The organism is Alcanivorax jadensis T9, assembly GCF_000756655.1.
In the GTDB taxonomy this organism is placed as follows: Bacteria; Pseudomonadota; Gammaproteobacteria; order Pseudomonadales; family Alcanivoracaceae; genus Alcanivorax; species Alcanivorax jadensis.
Genome location: NZ_ARXU01000016.1, coordinates 36,683 through 59,925 on the forward strand (window position 1 = coordinate 36,683; position 23,243 = coordinate 59,925).

21 protein-coding genes are annotated in these 23,243 nt (G+C 59.5%); 13 read left to right on the top strand and 8 right to left on the bottom strand.

Annotated features, from left to right (window positions below; genetic code table 11):
• Window positions 1-11: 11 nt before the first annotated feature.
• Genes T9A_RS15375 through T9A_RS15400 form a run of 6 tightly spaced genes read right to left on the bottom strand, consistent with a single transcriptional unit; the run spans window position 12 to window position 4,857 of the window.
• Window positions 12-1,352, bottom strand: coding sequence for an ATP-binding protein (locus tag T9A_RS15375; protein WP_035250171.1), 1,341 nt, complete (start codon window positions 1,350-1,352; stop codon window positions 12-14).
• Window positions 1,349-2,014, bottom strand: coding sequence for a response regulator (locus T9A_RS15380; RefSeq protein WP_035250173.1), 666 nt, complete (start codon window positions 2,012-2,014; stop codon window positions 1,349-1,351). The genes T9A_RS15375 and T9A_RS15380 overlap by 4 nt, the downstream gene beginning before the upstream one ends.
• Entirely contained in the window at window positions 1,995-2,900 is a 906-nt protein-coding gene (locus T9A_RS15385) for an FAD:protein FMN transferase (protein WP_035250174.1), read from the bottom strand. The genes T9A_RS15380 and T9A_RS15385 overlap by 20 nt, the downstream gene beginning before the upstream one ends.
• Window positions 2,901-2,919: 19 nt before the next feature.
• Window positions 2,920-4,176 carry a DUF3570 domain-containing protein gene (locus T9A_RS15390; protein ID WP_052043092.1) on the bottom strand — a complete coding sequence of 419 codons (1,257 nt, stop codon included), beginning with the start codon at window positions 4,174-4,176 and terminating at the stop codon, window positions 2,920-2,922.
• A gap of 10 nt (window positions 4,177-4,186) precedes the next feature.
• The gene (locus tag T9A_RS15395; protein ID WP_035250177.1) at window positions 4,187-4,414 is read right to left on the bottom strand and encodes a DUF4266 domain-containing protein; all 228 of its coding nucleotides are present in this window, start codon (window positions 4,412-4,414) and stop codon (window positions 4,187-4,189) included.
• Window positions 4,411-4,857 carry a TlpA family protein disulfide reductase gene (locus tag T9A_RS15400; protein WP_035250179.1) on the bottom strand — a complete coding sequence of 149 codons (447 nt, stop codon included), beginning with the start codon at window positions 4,855-4,857 and terminating at the stop codon, window positions 4,411-4,413. The genes T9A_RS15395 and T9A_RS15400 overlap by 4 nt, the downstream gene beginning before the upstream one ends.
• A 146-nt stretch (window positions 4,858-5,003) precedes the next feature.
• Between T9A_RS15400 and dsbD the strand changes: the two genes are divergently transcribed.
• The 13 genes from dsbD (at window position 5,004) to T9A_RS15460 (ending at window position 20,585) form a co-directional block, all read left to right on the top strand.
• Window positions 5,004-6,875, top strand: coding sequence for a protein-disulfide reductase DsbD (gene dsbD / locus T9A_RS15405; protein WP_035250181.1), 1,872 nt, complete (start codon window positions 5,004-5,006; stop codon window positions 6,873-6,875).
• A gap of 36 nt (window positions 6,876-6,911) precedes the next feature.
• Window positions 6,912-7,193, top strand: coding sequence for a hypothetical protein (locus T9A_RS17120; protein ID WP_156964920.1), 282 nt, complete (start codon window positions 6,912-6,914; stop codon window positions 7,191-7,193).
• Window positions 7,194-7,283: 90 nt separating this feature from the next.
• Window positions 7,284-7,724 carry a type II 3-dehydroquinate dehydratase gene (aroQ, locus tag T9A_RS15410; protein ID WP_035250183.1) on the top strand — a complete coding sequence of 147 codons (441 nt, stop codon included), beginning with the start codon at window positions 7,284-7,286 and terminating at the stop codon, window positions 7,722-7,724.
• 3 nt (window positions 7,725-7,727) lie between these two features.
• On the top strand, window positions 7,728-8,186 hold the full coding sequence (gene accB / locus T9A_RS15415) for an acetyl-CoA carboxylase biotin carboxyl carrier protein (protein ID WP_035250186.1): 459 nt from the start codon (window positions 7,728-7,730) through the stop codon (window positions 8,184-8,186).
• A gap of 12 nt (window positions 8,187-8,198) precedes the next feature.
• Entirely contained in the window at window positions 8,199-9,551 is a 1,353-nt protein-coding gene (accC, locus tag T9A_RS15420; protein ID WP_035250187.1) for an acetyl-CoA carboxylase biotin carboxylase subunit, read from the top strand.
• Window positions 9,552-9,716: 165 nt separating this feature from the next.
• The gene (gene prmA / locus T9A_RS15425; RefSeq protein WP_035250190.1) at window positions 9,717-10,601 is read left to right on the top strand and encodes a 50S ribosomal protein L11 methyltransferase; all 885 of its coding nucleotides are present in this window, start codon (window positions 9,717-9,719) and stop codon (window positions 10,599-10,601) included.
• 134 nt (window positions 10,602-10,735) lie between these two features.
• The gene (locus T9A_RS15430; protein WP_035250192.1) at window positions 10,736-11,938 is read left to right on the top strand and encodes a zinc-ribbon and DUF3426 domain-containing protein; all 1,203 of its coding nucleotides are present in this window, start codon (window positions 10,736-10,738) and stop codon (window positions 11,936-11,938) included.
• 198 nt (window positions 11,939-12,136) lie between these two features.
• Window positions 12,137-13,177, top strand: a complete 1,041-nt coding sequence (gene dusB, locus T9A_RS15435) for a tRNA dihydrouridine synthase DusB (RefSeq protein WP_084573529.1) — start codon at window positions 12,137-12,139, stop codon at window positions 13,175-13,177.
• Window positions 13,178-13,221: 44 nt separating this feature from the next.
• Window positions 13,222-13,503 (top strand): DNA-binding transcriptional regulator Fis, encoded by a 282-nt coding sequence (gene fis / locus T9A_RS15440; RefSeq protein ID WP_035250194.1) that lies wholly within the window; start codon window positions 13,222-13,224, stop codon window positions 13,501-13,503.
• Window positions 13,504-13,594: 91 nt separating this feature from the next.
• On the top strand, window positions 13,595-15,163 hold the full coding sequence (purH, locus tag T9A_RS15445) for a bifunctional phosphoribosylaminoimidazolecarboxamide formyltransferase/IMP cyclohydrolase (protein ID WP_035250196.1): 1,569 nt from the start codon (window positions 13,595-13,597) through the stop codon (window positions 15,161-15,163).
• Window positions 15,164-15,404: 241 nt separating this feature from the next.
• On the top strand, window positions 15,405-16,691 hold the full coding sequence (gene purD, locus T9A_RS15450) for a phosphoribosylamine--glycine ligase (RefSeq protein WP_035250198.1): 1,287 nt from the start codon (window positions 15,405-15,407) through the stop codon (window positions 16,689-16,691).
• Window positions 16,692-16,762: 71 nt separating this feature from the next.
• The gene (locus tag T9A_RS15455; RefSeq protein WP_035250200.1) at window positions 16,763-17,818 is read left to right on the top strand and encodes a cyclic nucleotide-binding domain-containing protein; all 1,056 of its coding nucleotides are present in this window, start codon (window positions 16,763-16,765) and stop codon (window positions 17,816-17,818) included.
• Complete coding sequence (locus tag T9A_RS15460) at window positions 17,790-20,585, top strand: hybrid sensor histidine kinase/response regulator (protein WP_035250203.1); 2,796 nt, start codon at window positions 17,790-17,792, stop codon at window positions 20,583-20,585. The genes T9A_RS15455 and T9A_RS15460 overlap by 29 nt, the downstream gene beginning before the upstream one ends.
• Here T9A_RS15460 and T9A_RS15465 read toward each other — a convergent pair.
• The gene (locus T9A_RS15465; RefSeq protein ID WP_035250205.1) at window positions 20,524-21,555 is read right to left on the bottom strand and encodes an AraC family transcriptional regulator; all 1,032 of its coding nucleotides are present in this window, start codon (window positions 21,553-21,555) and stop codon (window positions 20,524-20,526) included. The two genes, T9A_RS15460 and T9A_RS15465, sit on opposite strands and share 62 nt — an antisense overlap.
• The gene (locus tag T9A_RS15470; protein WP_035250207.1) at window positions 21,542-23,017 is read right to left on the bottom strand and encodes a Ycf46 family AAA ATPase; all 1,476 of its coding nucleotides are present in this window, start codon (window positions 23,015-23,017) and stop codon (window positions 21,542-21,544) included. The genes T9A_RS15465 and T9A_RS15470 overlap by 14 nt, the downstream gene beginning before the upstream one ends.
• Window positions 23,018-23,243 lie beyond the last annotated feature (226 nt).

The following is a 23,243-nucleotide window of genomic DNA, read 5'->3' on the forward strand; positions in this document are numbered from 1 at the left end:
ACGAACCACCACTATAACCCAGGCATTTCAGTAGCGGCAGGGAGTAACACGATAGCAGCTGCAGGAGAGTCCGCACACCGTTTACGATAAGACAGGCTTCCCCCATAGAGCGACAGGATGCCGGTGACGATAGACAGCCCCAAACCCGCGCCATCCTTATCGGAGTGACCGCGGCTGAAACGTTCCCCATAGCGATGCCCCTGATCCTGGCTCAGACCTTCACCGCTGTCAGAAATCGCTATGCGCACGTGATTGCCCTGTTTCTCGGCGTTCACGCCAACGATACCAGGATCGGCATAGCGACAGGCGTTATCGACCAGATTGCGCAACACCAATCGCAGCGCCTCCTCGGGAATAGCTACCCAGAGGGAAGTATCCAGACACAACTCCAATTGCTGATGGAGACGATCCGCCACCGGCACCAGGGACGCCAGTGTTTCCCTCGCCACTCTCAATACGTCGACACAGCCACCCTTCTCAGGAGGCCCGAGAGCAGGATCCAGACGGGCCAGCACCAAAAGCTGCTCAAGCATGCGCTCAGCCCGCCCCACCGCCTCCTTCAGTGCCTGCAGAGAGGCTTCCCGCTGCTGAGGGTCAGGCAAGGAGATCGCATTCTCCACGTGCAATTGCAATACCATCAGCAGGGTTCGCAATTCGTGGGCCGCGTCCGCAGTAAAACGCTTTTCTCGCTCAATACCGGCTTCCAGGCGCTCTAATAATTGATTGATGGCCTCCTTCACTGGCTCCAACTCTCGCACTTTTTTGCCATCGGACAGCCGGGTCAAGTTATCCGGTGAACGTCTGCTTACTGAACGAGCAAGATCCGATAGAGGCGACAGGCCTACACGTATGGCCAGCCACACCAGCAACATGATGAAAGGCACGCTGATCAGATAAGGCGCCAACAACGAACCTGCCACGTTCCTGACCATTGAGTGACGAGCATAATCACTCTCCGCCAGGATCAGCCAGCGCTCATTGGCCAGAGGCAGCGAATAAGCATGCCAGCCTTTTTTTTCCTGATACAGCGGCTGACTATTCAGCGCGATCAACGGCATCTCGGGAGAGCCCTCGCTGGCGGCGACCAGGTTGCCGTCTTGCCAGAGCTGATAGATGAAATAACGCAGGTAGCGAGACTCCTGATTATCCAAAACCGACAGAGACGCATCTGGCGGATATCCCTCCCGCCAGAAACCCGCCAAGAGATGGGCGCTTTGCACCAGCTCCGCGTCGTACTGCTCATCCAGTTCGTGATAAAGGGTTCGGTAGGCAAATAAAGCCTGTAACAGGCCACCTCCAACGATGACCATCAGCAGGGACAAGATCAAAAAACGGCGAATGGAAAAAGTCATCCCGTCTCACCCGCCAAGCTGTAACCCACCCCCCTGACCGTACGAATCAGACCACTCCCCAGCTTTTTACGTAAATGGTGGATATGTACTTCCAAAGCATTGCTTTCCACATCCTCGTTCCAGCCATACAGCCCCTGCTCAAGCTGGTCACGAGTAAGAACACGACCACGATGGCGCACCAGCTGTAATAGCACACTCATTTCCCGTCGTGACAGGTTTACCGGCTCGCCGCCAAGTGTCACAAGGAACCGCTCGGCATCGATTTCCAGTTCACCGATCTTTAGCGTTTCCGTTCCCGGGGCTTCCCGACGGCGTAGTCGTGCACGAATCCGGGCGATCAGCTCCATAGAGGAAAACGGTTTCACCAGGTAGTCATCTGCCCCGCTATCCAGCCCGCTGATGCGGTCTTCCAGAGCATCTTTGGCACTGATGATAATCACCGGAATCTGTTTATCCTGTTGCCGCAAGGCTTTTAATGCAGCCAGGCCCTCCAGCCCAGGCAGGCCGAGATCTAGCAGCACCAGTGCAAAACCGCCGTCTTCCAGTGCCGGCATCACCAGATCACCCCGATCAATGTGATCCACCGTGTAACCTTCTGCACGGAGTGCACGCTGCAAGCCATCAGCTAACAGGGCGTCGTCCTCAACCAGTAGCAGGCGCATCGTCCCCCCATTGAATCCAGTATTGCGCACCGGCTTCATCAAGCAGGCGCTCGGCATCTTTTCCCTGCAAAATAGCCAGAGTTGAAAGCAGTCCTGCCTGGGTACACTGTTGTCCAAATACGGTGACGGCACGGGGAGCACTGGAGACAGGCCAGCCGCTGCGCGGATCCAGCACATGACTGTAACGAATCCCGTCACGCAGTAAAAAACGGCGACTATCGCCGCTTGTGGCCAGCGCTCCGGTAGTGAATTGCAACCGCCCGGCCAGAGGCCTGGCGGTGCCCTCCATGCCGACCAACCAGGGTTCCTGCGAAGCCCGCCCCACCAGATCGCCGCCAAAGTTCACCAGCAGATCCGCCTCAGAGAGCTGTCCCGCCAGATTGAAAGCGCGATCAACCGCGTACTCCTTACCGATACCACCAAGATCCAGCTCCATCCCTGCCTGCAAACGAATGCTATGAGCCCGCCGATCGACTTTCTGCCAACCCACCAATGGCAGCAAGGTATCGATCTGGGCCTGCTCGGGCAGACAGTCTGAGCCATCAAACTGCCAAGCACGGCGAAGCACCCCCGAGGTAATATCAAAGGCGCCCTCACTGAGTCGCCAACACTGATCGGCAAAATCCAGCAAACGAGCCGTCTCGTCATCCAGGGCCACCCACTGCCCGCTGGCGTTATTGATGGTCGCCATCAAATTGTCATCCCGATAGCGGGAAAACTTGTGCTCGATGCGCCAGACCTCTTCGGCCACACATTGGATCGACCGCCAGGCAAGGCTCTCGCTGACACCTCTAATCAGACATTCGCAGGGGCTGGCCATGGCAGCAAAACGGCCCCGCCAGAGAGGGCCATCCTGTTCCATGATGATATCTCTGCCCTGGCTCATACGGGCTCCATCGCAACGATTACCAATAGAAGGTATACCCGACCTGCGTAATCAGCGCATCCAATTCCGAGGCATCACTGTCACCGCTCTGCTGGAAGCTTTCCACGCGCAAGCTCAGCTGCTGGTTGTTCTTCCACTGCTTGCCAACCTTCACCCCATAGGTGGTATCGGTAAGATTGCCCAAGCGATAATCCGCCGACACTTCGTCGAGAGAGCCCACCTGCGCAGCAGTAACAGATTCCTGGTAGAAATCGGCTTCCCCCTGGTCATACCAGCGCACATGCGGTTGCAGGAACCAGCCATTGTCGAACTGAAAGCGATATTTCACATCCAGAGTATGTGACGTAATGCCCCAATCGTCCGACATGAAACGATAGCCCACCGCCAGCACATCACGATTGAAGTGATAGCGATTCTCCCAATAAAGCGCATTTTTGGTGCGTGAATCCGGCCGCAATTCGAAAATTTGGGCGTCGCCGGCACCAATGTCCATCGCACCAAAACTCTCCGCTTCCAGCGGGTCGCCATTGGCACCAACCACAGTGACGATTTTGTAGGGATCAGTGTGATAACCATCCGAGACCGACACGTTGTAATTTAGCTGCATCAACCAGTTACGGTTGATCACCTGGGTAACACCAAACAGCAAATCATTGATTGAACGGTCTTCCGAACCATCGGTTTTCTGCTGATCACTCTGGAAAGTCAGCCCCACCGGGCTACCCCCTACCGGATCAATGGTGTCCGCCTCATGGGCCAGACCAAAAGTCAGGGTCGTATTTTTGTTGTTCAGGTCCCACAACAGGCCGGCATTAAGGCCCATGGAGGTAAAGTCATACTCGTTTGAAAAGTTCATTCCTGCAGTCCAGCGTAACGTCCGGCTGAACGGACGCGTATACTGCATGTTGGCAGCAACCCGGGTATCTTTGAAAGAGTCATCCAGCGGCACTTCGTTAGTGACCTGGTATTGCTGACCGCCTGACGGGGACGTAAAGGTCTGCGGCTTGTCTGATTTGATTGCCCCGTTATGGGAAGCACCGGTCAACGAATCCAGTGTCAGCTTGAGCTCCAGCTCGCTGTCATCGGAAAACTGTTTCTTGCCGCGCACCACCGGCTCAACCGCCGTGACTCGATCTTTCTCGCTATAATAAAGCACGGCAGAGTCGAACTGCCAGGCATCCGCATCCCCCTGGGCCAGGGCAGGCTGCCCCAGCAAGGCGCAAGTTGCAGCGGCAATTCCGACACCGATTTGTTTTCCATCCAGTTTCTTTTGCATTGTCATTCCCTCAGTTACAGCCGCAGCCACCACCACCAAAACCGCGCCCACCACTGGACGCTTCCTTGCTGAAATAGATGTGATCATCCAAAGCATCATCCAGACCGTCAGCAGCGCCAGGTGTCATCACCGGCTTGGCCATAAGGTCCCTCTGCCAGGGCTGAACGCCGAGATTTTGACAACCGCTCAAGCCAGCCAGTGCAGCCAGCAGTACGGTAAAGGTAAATAGGGTTTTCATTGTTGAGACTCCATCAGACGGACGATTTCCTTCTCGTATTTGTCGCTATGCTTGGCGACAAAACCGATATGCCTGGATAGCTCGCTTCCGTTTGCCGCCAGTAACACTGCGCTCGGCATTCCCTCTAGTTGATATCGGGAAGCCAATTCGCCATGAGGATCAAACACCAACGGAAATAGGGCTGGATAACTGGCCAGGAATCGCTCGGCATCAGCCCTCTCCTGATCTACATTGATACCAATCACCGTAAACCCCTGATCGCCATATTTTTCCTGCATTTGATTGAGCCAGGGAAAGGAACGACGGCAAGGCACACACCAGCTGGCCCAGAAGTCCACGTAAATCACTTTTGCGTCACCGACCTGCTCCGGCGAGAATGGAAGGGGATCGGCATGGGCTAGCCAGGGAATGGCCAGCAGAACAAGCACCCGTAAATAGCGCATGAGGCTCTCCTTATTGTGAGCCCACAGCTTCCACCGGACGCCTTAAAGGAACCTTAAGGCACCGTTAATAAACACCCCTGAAACTAATTCGCCTATTCGGCATCGAAACTGTGCCGGTAATATCTTTGGGGTTTGAGGAGACAGTAATGCAGAACAGCTGGCAGCGACTGGGGCTTTTTCTTTCACTGTTTTGTTTATGGCCTATTGCCATCGCGCAAGACCTGTTTGGCGAGCAGCCTCTTCCTGGCGTCGATGAAGCCATTCAATTGATCACCGATGCAGACTGGGACAACCAGCAACTGCTGCTGGATTTCGAGCTTATGGAGGACGTTTACCTCTATCAGCACCGTTTCGGCTTCAGCCTGCGTGACCAGAACGGCAACGTGCTGGAGGATTTCGCTGACTACGCCCTGCCTCCCGGCAAGGACAAGACCGACGAGATTTTCGGGGATGTGGAGGTGTACTACGACCGGCTTACCCTGAACTTGCCAGTGACCAGCGTACCGCTGGTGGCGACCGAGCTGGAGGTGCGCTACCAGGGCTGCATCGAGGACACCCTGTGCTACCCGCCCACCAGGAAAGTCATCCCGCTGGCCAACCCGTCACCGGCAAAAAAGCCCCCGGCCGCTCAGGCGGCCCGCCCCGCTGATACCACCAGCAGCAATAACGATGACGGCGGCTTCCTCAGCACCCTGCAATCCGACGATGCCAACGCCTTCAACCGCTGGATGAACGACCGCTCCCTGGGCCTGGTAATCGGCCTCTTTTTTGTCGGCGGGCTGCTGCTGGCGTTCACCCCTTGCGTGTTCCCCATGGTGCCGATTCTGTCCGGCATTATTGCCGGCGAGAAGGAGCCCAGTGCCAGCCGTGGCTTTGTACTAAGTACCAGCTATGTGCTGGGCATGGCGGTGCCCTATACCTTTGCCGGCCTGCTGGTTGCGGTATTTGGCGCCGGGCTCAACCTGCAATTTATGTTGCAACAGCCAGCGGCCATCATTACTTCCACCGTGATCTTCGTGCTGCTGGCGCTGTCCATGTTCGGCCTTTATGAGCTGCAACTGCCCGCCTTTCTGCGTAACAAGTTGCACCAGCCCGGCGAGAGCAAGCGCGGCAGCCTTTTCGGTGCCGCTATCATGGGGGCCATCTCTGCCCTGGTCGTGTCTCCCTGTGTTACCCCGATTTTGGCCGGTGCACTGATCTATGTGGCCGCGAGCGGTGATGCCCTCACCGGCGCCGCCTCCCTGTTTGCCCTGTCCATGGGCATGGGCTTGCCGCTGATCATCTTTGGCACCGGCGGCGGCAGCTTGCTGCCCCGGGCCGGCATGTGGATGGAAGAGATCAAACGCTTCTTCGGGGTGGTCATGCTCGGTGTTGCCATCTGGCTTCTGGATCGCATCATCAACGGCACCATTACCCTGGGCCTTTACGGCTTGCTTCTGGCGGTCTACGGCGTGCAGCTCGGCGCTCTGGAAGCCGCCGGCGAAGGCATCGCCCGGCTCAAGCGCGGCATCGCCCTGGTGCTGGCCCTGTATGGCTCGGTGATGATCGTTGGTGCGCTCAGTGGCGGCGACGATCCACTCCAGCCCCTGGCGCCGATGACGCAATCGGCACCGGCCGCGGCCACCGCCAGTGCCCCGGGGGACCACGGGCCCTGGCAAACCATCTTGGGACGCGACAATCTGGGCACCGCCCTGGCTAATTCCCGCCAGGCAGGCAAACCGGTGCTGGTGGATTTCTTTGCCGAGTGGTGTGTGGCCTGCAAAATACTGGAGGAAACCACCCTCAGCGACCCGCAGGTACTCGCCGCCATGAAAGACTTCGATCTCTACCGGGTGGACATCACCGAGATCAACGCGGACAGCCAGGCGATCATGGAGCAATACAACATCCTCGGCCTGCCGGCGCTGGTGTTCTTCACCCCGGAAGGCATGGAACTACCGGAATCCCGGGTGCTGGGGGAAATGAAGCCGGACCGGTTTCTGGAACACCTGGATAAGCGGGTTATGCCGGGGCTGTAGCAGGTAATATCGACGTAGCTGCCGTAGGAGCGGCGCTTGAGCCGCGAACCGCGCTTTGCGCGGAAATCGACCGCAGGGCGATCAGGAATCCCAAAAATCGACAGGTCTATCCACGATAGCGTCGCGGATACCCACGTCTTCGTCGCCTCGCTGACGCTCGGTTCGCGGCTCAAGCGCCGCTCCTACAACAGCCCTGTTGAAATGTTGTTGTTCCTGCATCTAAACAAAAACCGTGAAACAGTACCGATTGCCCGGCATCTTCCGGTAACTTGTAACGAATGTTGTAAACCCCTTTTTTCTGTCATGATTTCCCCCTAATATTGCACAAGTGCCAGAAACGCCGGGATAACCGGTGCATTTCCTGCACGTTCACGGCAGATAACGACAAATTCCCCAGGGGGACCTGTTTTGGCTTCCATTCTGGTCTTACACGGCCCAAACCTGAACCTGCTCGGCACCCGCGAGCCGGACAAGTACGGCCATACCACCCTGGCCGATATCAACCAGCAATTGCAGGCCCAGGCCAGCGATGCAGGCCATCACCTGCAGCATCTGCAAAGCAACGCGGAATACGAGCTGGTTGAACGGATCCACGATGCCCGCACCGAAGGCATCGACTTCATCATCATGAATCCGGCGGCATTCACCCATACCAGCGTGGCCCTGCGTGACGCCCTGCTGGCGGTGGATATCCCCTTTATCGAGGTGCACCTGTCCAACGTGCATGCCCGGGAAAGCTTCCGCCATCATTCCTATTTTTCCGATATTGCCCGGGGCGTGATCTGCGGGCTCGGCGCAACCGGCTACCAGCTGGCGCTGACCGCCGCCCTAGAACAACTGGATGGTTAATACATGGATATTCGCAAGGTCAAGAAACTGATTGAGCTGCTGGAGGAATCTGGCATTGAAGAGCTGGAGATCTGCGAGGGAGAAGAGTCCGTGCGCATCAGCCGCGGCTCCCGCCACCCTGCAGCGCCGGCACATTACTATGCCGCACCGCAGGCCGCCGCGCCCGCTCCGGCCCCGGCCCCGGCTCCCGCCGCTGAAACACCGGCACCGGCTGACAACACCCCCAGCGGCCACTTGGTGCGCTCGCCCATGGTCGGCACTTTCTACCGCTCCCCGTCGCCGGGGGCCTCCTCCTTTGTTGAGGTAGGCAAGAAAGTCCAGGCCGGCGACGTGCTGTGCATCGTCGAAGCCATGAAAATGATGAACCAGATCGAAGCGGACAAGTCCGGCACCATTGATGCCATCCTTGTGGAAGACGGCGAACCGGTTGAGTTCGATCAGCCTCTGTTCTCCATCGTTTAACGGAGGCATCTCATGCTGGAAAAGGTTGTCATTGCCAACCGCGGCGAAATTGCCCTGCGTATCCTGCGCGCCTGCAAGGAGCTGGGCATTCGCACCGTGGCGGTTTATTCCAAGGCGGACCGGGATCTGATGCACGTGCGACTGGCCGACGAAGCGGTCTGCATCGGCCCGGCCTCGTCCACCGAGTCCTATCTGAACATCCCGGCGATTATCAGTGCGGCGGAAGTCACCGACGCCGACGCCATTCACCCCGGTTACGGCTTTCTCGCAGAAAATGCGGATTTTGCCGAAAGCGTGGAACGCTCAGGCTTTACCTTTATCGGCCCCAAGGCGGACACCATTCGCCTGATGGGCAACAAGGTGGCCGCCATTGAAGCCATGAAAAAGGCCGGCGTCCCTACCGTACCCGGCTCCGACGGCCCCCTGGGCGACGACGGCGATGCCTCCCTGGCCATGGCGGAGAAGATCGGCTACCCGGTGATCATCAAGGCCGCCGCCGGCGGCGGTGGCCGTGGCATGCGCGTGGTGGAAGAAGCCAAGCACCTGCTGAACGCCATCACGCTGACTCGTTCCGAAGCCAAGAACGCCTTCGGCGACGCCACCGTCTACATGGAAAAATTCCTGCAGAAACCCCGCCACGTGGAAGTGCAGGTGCTAGCCGACGGCGCCGGCCATGCCATTCATCTGGGCGACCGGGACTGCTCCCTGCAACGTCGTCACCAGAAAGTGGTGGAAGAAGCACCAGCGCCTGACATTCCCCAGCACCTGAAAGACGAAGTGGCCGAGCGTTGCGTCAACGCCTGCAAGGAAATCAATTACCGGGGTGCCGGCACTTTCGAGTTCCTCTACGAAAATGAAGGTTTCTACTTCATTGAGATGAACACCCGCGTGCAGGTGGAACACCCGGTCACAGAAATGATCACCGGTGTCGACATCGTCAAGGAACAGCTGCGTATCGCCAGCGACGAAGGCCTGCAATTGCAGCAGACCGACGTGAAGTTCCAGGGCCATGCCATCGAGGTGCGCATCAACGCTGAAGATCCAGTGCGTTTCACTCCCTGCCCCGGCAAGATCACCTATTTCCATGCCCCCGGCGGTAATGGTGTACGGGTGGATTCCCATATCTACAGTGGCTACACCGTGCCCCCCTACTACGACTCCCTGATCGGCAAGCTGATCACCTGGGGCGAAAACCGCGAGATCGCCTTCGCCCGCATGAAAAATGCGCTGGACGAAATCGTGGTGGAAGGCATCAAGACCAATGTGGAACTGCACCGCAACAAGATCTTCAAGGACAAGGCCTTTATTGCCGGCGGGGTGGATATTCACCATCTGGAGAAGAAGCTGGGACAGGATACAAATTGATAATTGAGAATGGATAATTGATAGTTACGCGCAAGAGCTGATCTGCGATCCCAGCCATGAGGCCGCGCCCAATGCTTGAGCGCGGCCTCATGCGTTGAAACACCGGTCCAAATCCAGGTCGCGAGTTATCAATTATCAACTGTCCATTCTCAATTCGGAGAATCCATGGCCTGGCTCCAGCTACACCTCGCCACCACCGAAGCCCACGCCGATGCCTTCCAGTCCGCACTGGAAGATATGGGGGCTTGTGCGGTCACGCTGACTGATGGCGCCGATCAGCCGGTGTTTGAACCGCCCCCCGGTGCCCGCCCGCTGTGGCAGAACACCGTGGTCAGCGCCCTGTTCGATGCTGACCGTGACCCGGCATTGATCCTCGCCGCCCTGCAACAACAGGGACTGGACGCTCAGGCCCATCACCACGAGACATTGGATGACCAGGCCTGGGAACGGGCCTGGATGGATGACTTCGCTCCCATGCGCTTCGGCGAACGGCTGTGGATCGTCCCCAGCTGGAGTGAGTCACCGGATCCGCAGGCCGTGAACCTGAAGCTGGACCCGGGCCTGGCCTTCGGCACCGGCACCCACGAGACCACCGTCCTGTGCCTGGAATGGCTGGACCGGACCGACCTCCAAGGCAAGGCGGTGCTGGATTTCGGCTGTGGCTCGGGGGTGCTGGCCATCGCCGCCCTGCTGTTAGGCGCAGGCAATGCCACCGGTACCGACATCGATTCCCAGGCACTCACCGCCAGCGAGGATAATGCCCGCAATAACGGTGTCGCCGACGGTCTCAGCCTTTACCTGCCGGAAAATCTGCCGGCGGATTACCGCTGTGATGTACTGGTCGCCAATATCCTGGCCGGCCCGCTGGTGGAACTGGCCGACCAGCTTGCCGGTTATTGTCGCGCCGGGGCCAGCCTGGCCCTGTCCGGCATTCTTGCTGAGCAGGCAGAGTCGGTGCGCAGCGCCTATGCCCCCTGGTTCGACCTGAATCCCACCAGCCAACAGGGCGACTGGGTTCGAATCGACGGGGTACGACGCAAAACTGAGTGACAGGTCCTTGCGGCCTGTCCTGCTTTTTCTGTAAAACGTAGTTGCCTGCACACCATCTTGATTCCCTGGCTGCGTGGTAGCCTGTTGCGTGCAGCTTGTTGCGTCTCATCACCAATAACAATCAGGCGAAAGCCATGGCCGCCCAATACAAGACCCGCTGCCCGCACTGTGCAGCCCAGTTCAAGATTACCGAAGAACACCTCAAGCAGGCGCGCGGCGCGGTTCGCTGCGGCTCCTGCCTGCAGATTTTTCAGGCCAGCGACTACCTGATTGATCCGCCTCTCGCCCAGGAAGAACCCGCCGGTGACCGCTGGGCCAGAGCCCTGGAAAGCGAAAGCACCAGCGTACCGGATAGCGCCGAACAAACCTTCACCGATGACGATGATGGCGCCTCCTCCAGCCCCAGCATTGAGGGCATGGAGCTAAGCGACTCTTTCATCAATCTGGATGAAGATGCTGCCGAATCCGGTCTCGGCGAAGACTTCTCCGATATGCACGGCGCCGGTCGCGCCAGCCACCACGAAAATGCCGACGAGGCCTGGGCCGAAGCCCTGCTCAAGGAACTGGAAGAGGACGAGGACCAGCCCGCCAAGCAGGAAACCCGTCAGCCTGCCAGTTTCGGCCCCCGGGAAAGCCAGGCAGACAAACGCAAAGCGCCTTCACCGCCACCACAGGCGAAAAAGAAACCGGCCCCCAAACCACCCAAGGATGACGACGAAGACGATTTCTTTGGCGGCCTGGACCTGTTTGGTGACGACCTGACCGAGGAGCCGGTGCCGCTGTCCCGGCCAGTACGCGAACGCGACACCCCCTTCCGTCAACAGCGCGACTGGGGCGGCCTGCTCAAGTGGAGCGGCCTGTCCGTGCTGGCCCTGGTGGTACTGGTGGGACAATACGCCTACTTCAATTTCGACGACCTGGCCCGCAGCCCGCAATGGCGACCGCTCTACCAACAGGCCTGTGGTGTACTTGGCTGTCGGCTCCCCAACCGCACCGACATCAGCAAACTGCGCGGCGCCAACCTGGTGGTACGCAGCCACCCGGATTACGCCAACGCCCTGATCGTGGACGCCATCCTGTTCAATGAAGCCCGCTACCCGCAACCCTTTCCGGAGCTGGAACTGAGCTTCAGCGCCCTCAACGGCAACCCGGTAGCCAGCCGCCGCTTCAGCCCGGCGGAGTACCTGCGTGGCGACCTGACCAACCTGGAGGCCATGCCGGTGAACACCCCCCTGCACATCTCCCTGGAAATCGTCGATCCTGGCGAACAGGCGGTAAACTATAACCTGCGTCTGCTGCCGGCCGTGGAGGCTCAGGAGCGGGTGAGCCAGCGCTAACACGCCCCCGCGGATCAACGAGTCACGAGGGACGAGTCTCGAAAAGCCAAGCCTTTCGAGACTCGTTCCTCACCACTCGTCATCCGGATAGCTCCATCACATTCATCCGTAATCGCGCATTTTTTACCCTGTGCCCTTTCATCCCCGCGCGCCGCTCACTATCATTAGCGCCCCTTTCACACATGCCATTGCGACCCTATGCAGATCGGCCCATATACCTTGCCCAATTCGCTGATTCTGGCCCCCATGGCCGGCGTCACGGATCGCCCTTTCCGGCGTTTGTGCCGGGATCTGGGCGCTGGTCTGCTGGTGTCGGAAATGGTGACCTCGGACACCCGTCTGTGGAACTCTCGAAAGTCACGCCAACGGCTTGATCACAGTGGTGAACCCGGCCCGGTGTCGGTGCAGATTGCCGGCGGTGAGCCGGCCATGCTGGCCGATGCGGCCCGCGCCAATGTGGATCATGGCGCCCAGATCATTGATATCAATATGGGCTGCCCGGCAAAGAAAGTGTGCAAACGCGCTGCAGGCTCTGCCCTGCTGGCGGACCCGGACCTGGTGGCCCGCATCCTGGATGCGGTTGTCGCTGCCGTGGACGTGCCGGTGACGCTGAAAATCCGTACCGGCCCGGATCGCGACCATCGCAACGCGCTGGAGATCGCCCGTATCGCGGAAGCAGCGGGCATTCAGGCCCTGGCCATCCATGGCCGCACCCGTGCTGACAAGTTCAACGGTGACGCCGAGTACGCCTCCATCGCCCAGGTGGTGGCCGCGGTGAATATTCCGGTTATGGCTAACGGTGACGTGGATAGCCCGGAAAAAGCTAAACGGGTACTGGAATCCACCGGCGCGGGTGGTATCATGATCGGCCGCGCTGCACAGGGGAACCCGTGGATCTTCCGGGATACCCTGCATTACCTCGAGCACGGCTCGCTACCCGCAGCGCCGTTCGTAACGGAAGTCCACGATTGCGTGCAACAGCACCTCGCCGAACTCCACCAGTTCTACGGAGAGTTCATGGGAGTGCGTATCGCACGCAAACATCTGGGCTGGTATACGCAAAACCTGCCCGGTGGCGAAGACTTCCGGCGCGGATTTAACACACTGGAAAATGCCACCGATCAACGGTTGGCAATCGAGCAGTTTTTCCAACAGATAAACGCCACGACCGACCGGGTACGATTCGGTTGTTATGGCGAGGTGTCTGCCCGGAAGAAAAACGGAGCCTTGGCCGCATGACCCTTTCTTCAGTTAACACAGCCGCTGCACGGACACTTACTGAAATGAACACCGCAGAAGCACGAAAGCCGCACCTGACCATCGCGCGCAGCGAAACCCACGACACTCTGCGCAATTGTGTGCGACGTTCGTTAAACGATTATTTCAACCAGCTGGACGGTGAGGCCGTAAGCGAACTCTACCCGATGGTACTGGCGGAAATGGAAATCCCGCTGCTTGAGAAAGTGCTCGAGTACACCCGCGGCAACCAGACCAAGGCCGCCGAGCTGCTGGGCCTGAACCGCGGCACCCTGCGCAAGAAGCTCAAGCAGTACGGTCTGCTTTAAGCACGACCCCAGCGATAAAGGGCAGTCCTTACTGCCCTTTTTTTGTTTTTAAATGAACCACTTATCCCAGAACGCAACTTGGTGAAATCCCATGAGCAACGCGGTTGAACGTGCACTGATCAGTGTTTCCGACAAGACAGGTATCGTCGAATTTGCAAAGGCACTGGCCGAGCAAGGCGTGGAAATTCTTTCCACCGGCGGCACCTACAAGAAACTGCAGGACGAAGGCATCGCCGTGCGCGAAGTCTCCGACTACACTGGTTTCCCGGAAATGATGGCCGGCCGGGTGAAAACCCTGCACCCGAAAGTGCACGGCGGCATCCTTGGCCGTCGCGGCCAGGACGAACAGGTCATGGCCGACAACGACATCAGCCGCATTGATCTGGTGGTAGTCAACCTCTACCCGTTCGAAGCCACCGTGGCCAACCCGGACTGCTCCCTGGAAGATGCCATCGAGAACATCGATATCGGCGGCCCGACCATGGTGCGTTCTGCAGCCAAGAATAATGCCAGCGTGGGCATCGTCACCAATACCAGCGACTACCAGCGTGTGCTCAACGACATGGCTACCCACAACGGCGCCCTGTCCGACACCCTGCGTTTCGACCTGGCCATCAAGGCGTTCGAACATACCGCCGCCTATGACAGCGCCATTGCCAACTACTTTGGCAAGAAGGTGGGCGAGAACAATGCTGACTTCCCGCGCACCATCAACCTGAATTTCGAGAAAACCCAGAACATGCGCTACGGCGAGAACCCGCACCAGAAAGCGGCCTTCTACACCGAGCGCAACCCGGCACCGGCCTCCATTGCCACCGCCAAGCAGCTGCAGGGCAAAGAGCTGAGCTACAACAACATCGCCGATACCGACGCGGCGCTGGAATGCGTAAAAGGCTTCACCAAGCCCGCCTGTGTGATCGTCAAACATGCCAACCCCTGCGGCGTGGCGGTGAGCCTGGACGGCATCGGCAAGGCCTATGATCTGGCCTTCGCCACCGATACCGAATCTGCCTTCGGCGGCATCATCGCCTTCAACCGCGAGCTCGATGCGGCCACCGCCCAGGCCATTGTCGACCGTCAGTTCGTGGAAGTGATCATCGCGCCTTCTGCCACCGACGAAGCCCTGGCCATCACCGCCGCCAAGAAGAATGTGCGGGTGCTGGTCTGTGGCGAGATCGAGGGTGCGGCCGCTGAAGGCCTGGACTACAAGCGCGTGAATGGCGGCCTGCTGGTCCAGGACCGCGATATCGGCATGATCACCGAAGGTGAGCTGAAAGTGGTGACCAAGCGCGCGCCCAGCGAAGCCGAGATGCATGACCTGATCTTCGCCTGGAAGGTGGCCAAGTTCGTCAAATCCAACGCCATTGTCTACGCCAAGAATCGCCAGACCGTAGGCGTAGGTGCCGGCCAGATGAGCCGCGTCAACTCCGCCCGCATCGCCGCCATCAAGGCCGAGCATGCCGGCCTGCAGGTAGAAGGCTCGGTCATGGCTTCCGACGCCTTCTTCCCGTTCCGCGACGGCATCGACAATGCCGCCAAGGTAGGCATCAGCTGCGTGATCCAGCCGGGCGGCTCGATCCGCGACGAAGAAGTGATTGCTGCCGCCGACGAAGCCGGCATGGCCATGGTCTTCACCGGCATGCGCCACTTCCGTCACTAAAACCAAAAGCGGCTGTTACCACAGAGGGCACAGAGGTCACTGAGATAAACCCATCCGGCTTTGATAGCCCCGGTTTGCTCCCTTGAGCTCTGTGCCCCGTGGAAAATTCGAATCAGTCCTGGCAGGCCACGACAAGCACAGGAAACGGAAGACAATGCCCTGATCGGTATTCTGTTTTTCCTCAGTGACCTCAGTGCCCTCTGTGGTAAAAAAGCATTTGATCTTACAAGGTTGAAGCAAGATGAAAGTTCTGGTGATTGGCGGCGGTGGCCGCGAGCATGCGCTGGCCTGGAAAGTGGCCCAGGCTGAGCAGGTAGAAAACGTGTTTGTGGCGCCGGGCAATGCCGGCACTGCCCGCGAAGCCAAGTTGGAAAACGTGGCCATTGATGTGCTGGATCAGCCTGCCCTGCTGGCATTTGCCCAGGACAATAACATTGACCTGACCATCGTCGGCCCGGAAGCGCCACTGGTGGAAGGGCTGGTAGACAACTTCCAGGCCAATGGCCTGAAGTGTTTCGGCCCCAGCAAGGCGGCGGCGCAACTGGAAGGCTCCAAAGCCTTCACCAAAGATTTCCTGGCCCGCCAGAACATTCCTACCGGCGCCTACGGCAACTTCACCGATATGGACGAGGCCCTGGCCTATGTCCGTGAAAAGGGCGCCCCCATCGTCATCAAGGCCGACGGCCTGGCGGCGGGTAAAGGCGTGATTGTCGCCATGAACCTGCAGGACGCCGAAGACGCCGTGCGCGACATGCTCGACGGCAACAAGTTTGGCGACGCCGGCCACCGCGTGGTGGTGGAAGAATTCCTGGAAGGCGAGGAAGCCAGCTTTATCGTCATGGTGGACGGCAAGAACGTGCTGCCCATGGCCACCAGCCAGGATCACAAACGCGTCGGCGACGGCGACACCGGCCCCAACACCGGCGGCATGGGTGCCTACTCCCCGGCCCCGGTGGTCACCGATGCGGTCTACCAGCGCATCATGGACGAGGTGATCACTCCCACCGTGGAAGGCATGGCCGCCGAGGGTATGCCCTACACCGGCTTCCTTTACGCCGGGCTAATGATCAACCCGGATGGCGCCCCCAAGGTCATCGAGTACAACTGCCGCTTCGGTGACCCGGAAACCCAGCCGATCATGATGCGTCTGCAATCCGACCTGGCCGCCCTGTGCCTGGCAGCACTGGACGGCAAGCTGGACCAGACCGAAATCCAGTGGGACCCGCGCCCCACTCTCGGCGTGGTCATGGCCGCTGGCGGCTACCCGGACAGCTACGACAAGGGCGACGTGATCGACGGCCTGGATCAAGCCGATTCCGACACCGTGAAGGTATTCCATGCCGGTACCGCCGAGAAAGACGGCCAGGTCGTCACCAGCGGCGGTCGCGTTCTCTGCGTGACCGGTGTCGGCGATACCGTCAGTGAAGCCCAGGCCAATGCCTACTCCGGTGTGAAGCAGATCACATGGCGCGACGCCTACCACCGCACAGACATCGGTTACCGTGCAGTGGCCCGCGAAAAGTCATAAAGTAGTAGCCTCTACGAAATAAAGGTGAGCCTACTTTGGCTCACCCACTAACGAAGCACCGGGGGCTACCAATGAGCGATGTCGTCGCCGAAATGTCTCGTCTCGAGAATTTCATTCCCTTTGACTGCCTGGGCGAATCGCATCTGAAGGAAATCCAGGGCCAGTTCGAAGTCATCAAGATCGACCCCGGGCGACTGCTGTTCAAACGCGGGCAGACCAGCCACAAGGCCTATTTTCTGGTGGAAGGTTCTCTGGATCTCACCGACGCCAGTTTCCAGGTACGCCACTTCGCCGCCGATGACGACGAGAATTACCTGGCGCTGGACAACTATCCGGAACACACCATCAACGCCATTAGCGCGGAAACCACCACCCTCTACGCCATCGACCGTAACAAGCTGGATCTGCTGATGACCTGGACCCAGGCCGCCGAATCCATGCTTGATGAAGACGATGACGAAAGCGAACGGGACTGGATGGATGCGCTATTGTCCTCGGAACTGTTTTCCGCCATACCACCGGCCATGATTCACAGCCTGTTCGTGAAATTCGAGGAACGTGACGTTCAGCTTGGCGAAACCGTGGTCACCGAAGGCGAGGATGGCGACACCTTCTTCGTCATCAAGCAGGGTAAGGCCATGGTCACCCGCTCCAAGGGGGCCAAACAGGAAACCCTGGCAGCCCTGTCCGCCGGGCGCTTCTTCGGTGAAGACGCCCTGATCAGCGACAGCCCCCGCAACGCCACCATCACCATGAGCAGCGACGGCGTACTGATGTGCCTGGGCAAGCAGGACTTCCAGTCCATCCTGCAGGACTCGGTAATCCGCCATCTTAGCGAAGACGAGCTGGATACCATGGTGCTCGAGGCTGAAACCGCCTGCATCCTGGTGGATGTGCGTCTGCCCATGGAGTTCCGCCACGACCGTACGCCGGGAGCCCGCAACCTTCCACTCAACGAACTACGCCGCGAAGTTCACAATCTGGAAAAGGATTTTTTCTATGTGGTGTGCGGAGATGGTCGACGCAGTGAGCTGGGAGCCTATATCCTCTCGGAAGCAGGCCTGAATGCCTATGTGCTGGACCGGGGAAAAGCGACGGATGCAAAAAAACCAACGGAAGTGGCCTGACTCTTTTCTGTTCAGAGGCGCTCTGATACTCCTGCTGGGCCTGGCTGGCAGCCTCTGCCGGGCCAACCCGGAACCACCTCCACCCTTTGTGATCCACAGCCTGCCAGATCAGGCGCGGATTACCATCTACTCCGAATACCTGCGCGACCCCTCCGGCGAGCTGGACATCCATACCGTCAGCCAGCTACCGGCCATGGATCATTTCCAGCCGGCTACGCGTTATATCGAACGCCTGGGCATCCGCAACGGCCACTGGTGGGTGCGCGTTGCCATCAGGAACGAACTGGGTAATCAGCACGATTTCGCCCTGCACCTGCGCGGTAATCCGGCGGCACAACTCTATCTACCGAACGCAGACGGCGTCTACCGGCAACTGGAGCCGGAACAGCGTATTACCGGTCGCGGCAGCAGTTTCCAGGTGCACCTACCCACCGGCGAAACCCGACTTGCCTATTTGCAACTGCCACCCCGGGCCTATCTCACTTACGGATTGACCCTGACCACCGTCAACCACTTGCTTGAGACCCAACAGCAGCAAAATGCCATCTACATGTTACTGGCCGGCGCCCTGTTGATCCTGGCGATTTATAACCTGATTGTCGGCGCTCTTCGCGGCGGAGCCACCTATTACTACCACTGCGGTTTTATCCTCAGCATTCTGTTGATCGGACTGACCCTGGCGGACTTGCTCCCCTGGGATCTCAGTCAAAATAACCTGCTTCATCCACGACTATTGTTTGCCGGCATGATGCTGGCCATGTGGTCGGCCACCGGCTTGTCACGCAGCTTTTTCAACCTGTCGGACCAGACCGGCTGGCTGCATTACTGCACCCGTCTGCTGCAGATGCTGGCCCTGGCCAATCTGCCTTTTACCGTGATTCTACCGCTGGCCGCCGCCGGCTACATCAGTTTCGCCCTGGTCACCATGGCCACCCTGTTTCTGCTCACCATGGGCTACACCGCCTGGCACCGGGAAATCACCGGCGGCGGCCTGTTTTTCCTGACATCTCTGCTGATCAGCTTTCCTGCATTGCTGATATGCCTGGCCTGCCTGGGAATCGTGCAAACCGGCGCGGAACTCCCCCAATGGCTACTGGGCGCTACCGTGCTGGAGGCAATGACTCTGGGCATCGGCCTGCGGCTACAACACAGCCAGCAGGCTCGTATGCAGATCGAGAAGAAGCGCTCCGAGGCGGTTGCCGAAACCGTGGACAGCACCCGCCGGGAAACCCTGTCACGGATCGGCCATGATATTCGCACCCCGCTCAGTGGCATCCTGGGCATGGCGGAAATTCTTGGCGACACCCCGCTTACCCCCAACCAGCGCGAATGCGTCGGCGCCATCCAGAATGCCGGCGACAGCCTGCTGCGCATCATCAATGACGTACTGGAGCATTCGCAGCTATCCACCCAGGGGGCCGATATCAATCACAGCGCCCTGGACATCCATGACCTGATCATGGAAGCCATCGACCTGTTCAAGGAAAAGGCCGAGGAAAAACAGATCGAACTGATCACCCACGTGCATACCAATGTGCCCACAAGGGTAATCGGTGACGCGGGGCGACTGCGCCAGATCCTCACCAACCTGATGGGCGCTTTGGTACGCCATGGCAGCCACGGGGAACTGGTGGTGGATGTCTCCATGGAGCCCACCGGCCAGGCGGACCGGGTGCGCTTCGGGTTCTCCGGTAGCGCCATCAGCGACGACATTCTCAAACGCCTGCGCAGCACCACCAAACAACCAGAAAGCAGCCACCTCAGCCTAGCCATCGCCGAGCAGCTGGTGGAAGCCCTGCACGGCCGCATGGGCACCCTTCAGGATCAGCGCGGCGCCCATTACTGGTTTGTGGTTCCCCTGCCGCCAGAAATCACCGATGCGCCACCTCCTGTAATGGTGGATACCTCCGCGCTGGAAGGTCGCAGCCTGCTGGTAGTTGATGATTCCAGCACCGTAACCCGGGTGCTTCGCCATCACGCCCTGTCCTGGGGCATGCGTGTCACCGCCTGCCACGACCCCCGTGAAGCACTGGCCTCCCTGCGGACCCAGGCCAACATCAACGAGCCCTATGACGTGGTGGTGCTGGACCACAACATGCCCGGCATGGACGGCATGCAACTGGCCGCTCGGATCCACGAGGACCCGGTGATCATGCATCCCACCGTGCTGGTGATGCTCACCGGCATCAGCCTGGCCCCCACCGCCACCCAGGCCCGCAACGTGGGCATCCACCGGGTGCTGTCAAAACCGGTTTCCGCCCCCCGTCTCCGCCAGGTACTGGCCGAGGAACTGGGGCTGGGCCACCGCCCCATTCCCAGCAAGACCGAGCACAAGCCCGACCCACAACTGAACATCCTGGTAGCAGAAGACCATTACCTGAGCCAGAAAGTGATTCGTGGCATGCTTGCCAAACTGGGCCTCAAGGCTGACATCGCCTCCAACGGCCAGGAAGCACTGGCCCTGGCCGAGAAGCACCGCTATGACCTGATCCTGATGGATTGCGAAATGCCGGAAATGGACGGCTTCGAGGCCACCCGACGGATTCGTCAGTACGAGCAGAAACAGGGACTTCCGGCAGTGCCCATTGTCGCCCTCACCGCCCACATCCTGCGCGAGCACAAGGAACGCAGCCTGGCGGCGGGCATGAATGCCCACCTGCCCAAGCCGGTGGAGTTGAATGTGCTTCGCGATACCCTGGTGCGCTTTACCCGCCCCGACGCCACTGATTCGGACTTGTTCCTCGCCAACGACGAAATGCCCGACTGAAAGAACTGGATTCGGCGAAGCCCAGCAGCAGGGCGATTTCGGTCAACGACAGCGCCGGGTCCTGCAGATACAGCTCCGCCAGACTCTGGCGCAAACCATCCAGGATTTCCGCAAATCGCAATGAACGGCGCGCCAGCCGGGCGCTGAGCGTGCGGGCGGGCATACCCAGGCTATCCGCCACGGATTCCAGCGATGGCTCGCCATCCGCCAGCTGCTGATAGATGCGGGCGCGCACGGCACTGACCAGATTGGTATTAGCGTCAAAGTTGGCAAGCAGGTCACGGGCCTCGCGCTCCATCATGACCGACAACCCAGGATCTGCCGATTCCAACGGCAGCGACAGGTACTCCGCCGGCAATTCCACCCCGTCGAAATCCGCCGCGAACCGCACCGGCGCATCAAAAAACGCCTGATAGCGTTGCTCATCCTCCGGCGCCGGGTGGCGAAAACACACCCTGGTAGGACTCAACTGCCGGGCTATCAGCGGGCGCATAAACGCCACCCAACCGGTTACCGCCGCCTCAGTGAGATAACGGCCCGGCTCGCCGGCCAGCGGGCACTGCCAGCTCAAACGGACTGTGTCGACATGGTGCGACAGTTGCGTCTCTCCCAGCTTGCCGGACAGGCTTTCAAAGCGGATCAGACGCTCGATGGCCTGGCCCAGATCGCGGCTGGCCAGAATCACATAACCCAGCACTTGATAAGAGCGCGGCTTAACCCGCTTGCCGATTTCGAAGCCCAGCCCGGAATCGCCGCAGGCCTGCAGAATCACCAGGAACAGCCGCAATACATCCACCAACGGCAGCAACTGTCCCGGCTCCGCAAACGGTGTCTCGCTGAGCCCGGCCTGCTCTAGCACCGCGTCCCGGGACAAACCGTAATGATCCAGCAACGGCGGCAGCACCGCATCCACATAGGCCGCAGTGAGACTGCGATCAGAGCCCGCCAGGCCGGGATCAAGCACCGGCATGAACCGCCCTGCCCTGGCACCACTGCCGCAGCCGCGCCAGGGATTCCGCCATGGTCACCGACAGCGGCACGGTGGCCGCCAGCTCAGCCTCCAGCAGCGCCTGGTCCAGCACGCCATCGGCAGCGCTGGCACTGTAGAGACCGGCCACCACGGCCTGTTCGATTTCCGCCCCGGTAAACCCGTCGCTGTGCGCAGACAGGGTGGGCAGATCAAATCGCTCCGGCGCCTGGCCGCGTTTTTCCAGGTGAATGCGGAAAATCACCTCGCGCACCGCCGGCGATGGCAGATCCACAAAGAAGATTTCGTCCAGGCGCCCCTTGCGGATCAGTTCCGGTGGCAGGCGCTCGATATCGTTGGCCGTGGCCACCAGGAACACCTGACTCTGGTTTTCCGCCATCCAGGTGAGCAGGGTACCGAGCACCCGCCGGGAGGTGCCGCCATCGTTGTCGCCCACGGCGATGCCCTTCTCGATCTCATCGATCCACAGCACACAAGGGGACATGGTTTCCGCCAACTCTAGGGCCTCGCGCACGTTGCGCTCGGATTCGCCGAAGAACTTGTTGTAGATCGCCCCCATGTCCATGCGCAGCAGTGGCAACCCCCACAATCCGGCTACGGCTTTGGCAGCCAGGCTTTTGCCGCCGCCCTGCACGCCCACCATCATGATGCCCCGTGGACTGTCGATATCGGTTTGCCCGTGAAACGCTTGCTCTCGTTTGCCCAACCAGTCTTTCAGACCCTGCAAGCCGCCCACGTCGGCAAAGCTTTCCGTGTCGTACTCATAGCTGAGCACGCCGTCCATTTCCATCAAGGCAAACTTGGCCTTGTTGATCTCCGGCAGGTCCGCCTCGGTAATGGCACCGTCATGGATAATCGCCCCCCGGGCCAGCTTGCGGGCATCTTCCACGCTCAGGCCACGCAGGTTGCGCACCAGTCGATCGAGTGAGTTCCGGTCCGCGCGCACCCGCTCGCCTTTCTCCTGTTTGAACCGACGGGCCTCATCCTGAACGATGTGCTCCAGCTGCTTCTCGTCCGGCATGGACAGGGAAAAACGGGTGCAGTAACGACGGATTTCCGGGGGAATGGAAAACTGGTGGCTGATCAACACCAGGGTGTGATGCAGGCGCTCATGATGCAGGGCAATTTCCTTGAGCAGGCGCACCTGTTTGGGCTCACCCTCCAGATAAGGATGCAAATCACACAGGGCATAAATGCCCGGCTCATTGGTGCCACGAATCTGGCCCAAAACGGCGTCGGGTTCCACCGTATGCTTCTGGCTGGGCGCGTCCTCGAATTCCAGCCGGCGCAGGCCATCCACCCCGTTCCAGGCGAACACCGGCCGGCCCTCGCGCATTCCCAGGCGGCGAATCAGATCCAGCGCCCGCAATTCCTCCCAGGTCTCGATGACCACGATGGGATAGCGGGATTCCAACAGCATTTTCAGGTCGTTCAGGTCACTCATGGTTTTACGCTGGCACGCCTCACGCAACAGGCTTCACGCTGGCTTGCATCGCCCTTGTTATTTTGTTTTGTCAGTAGGAGCAACGCTTGAGTCGCGAATCCGGGCTTGCCCCGCACAATTCGCGACTCAAGCGTCGCTCCTGCAGCACCCCCACACACCCCAGGGTGATTTAATTAAAGCGCTCTTAGGCTACACTAGGAGTCCCTTACTTTTCACGCGTGCAAGC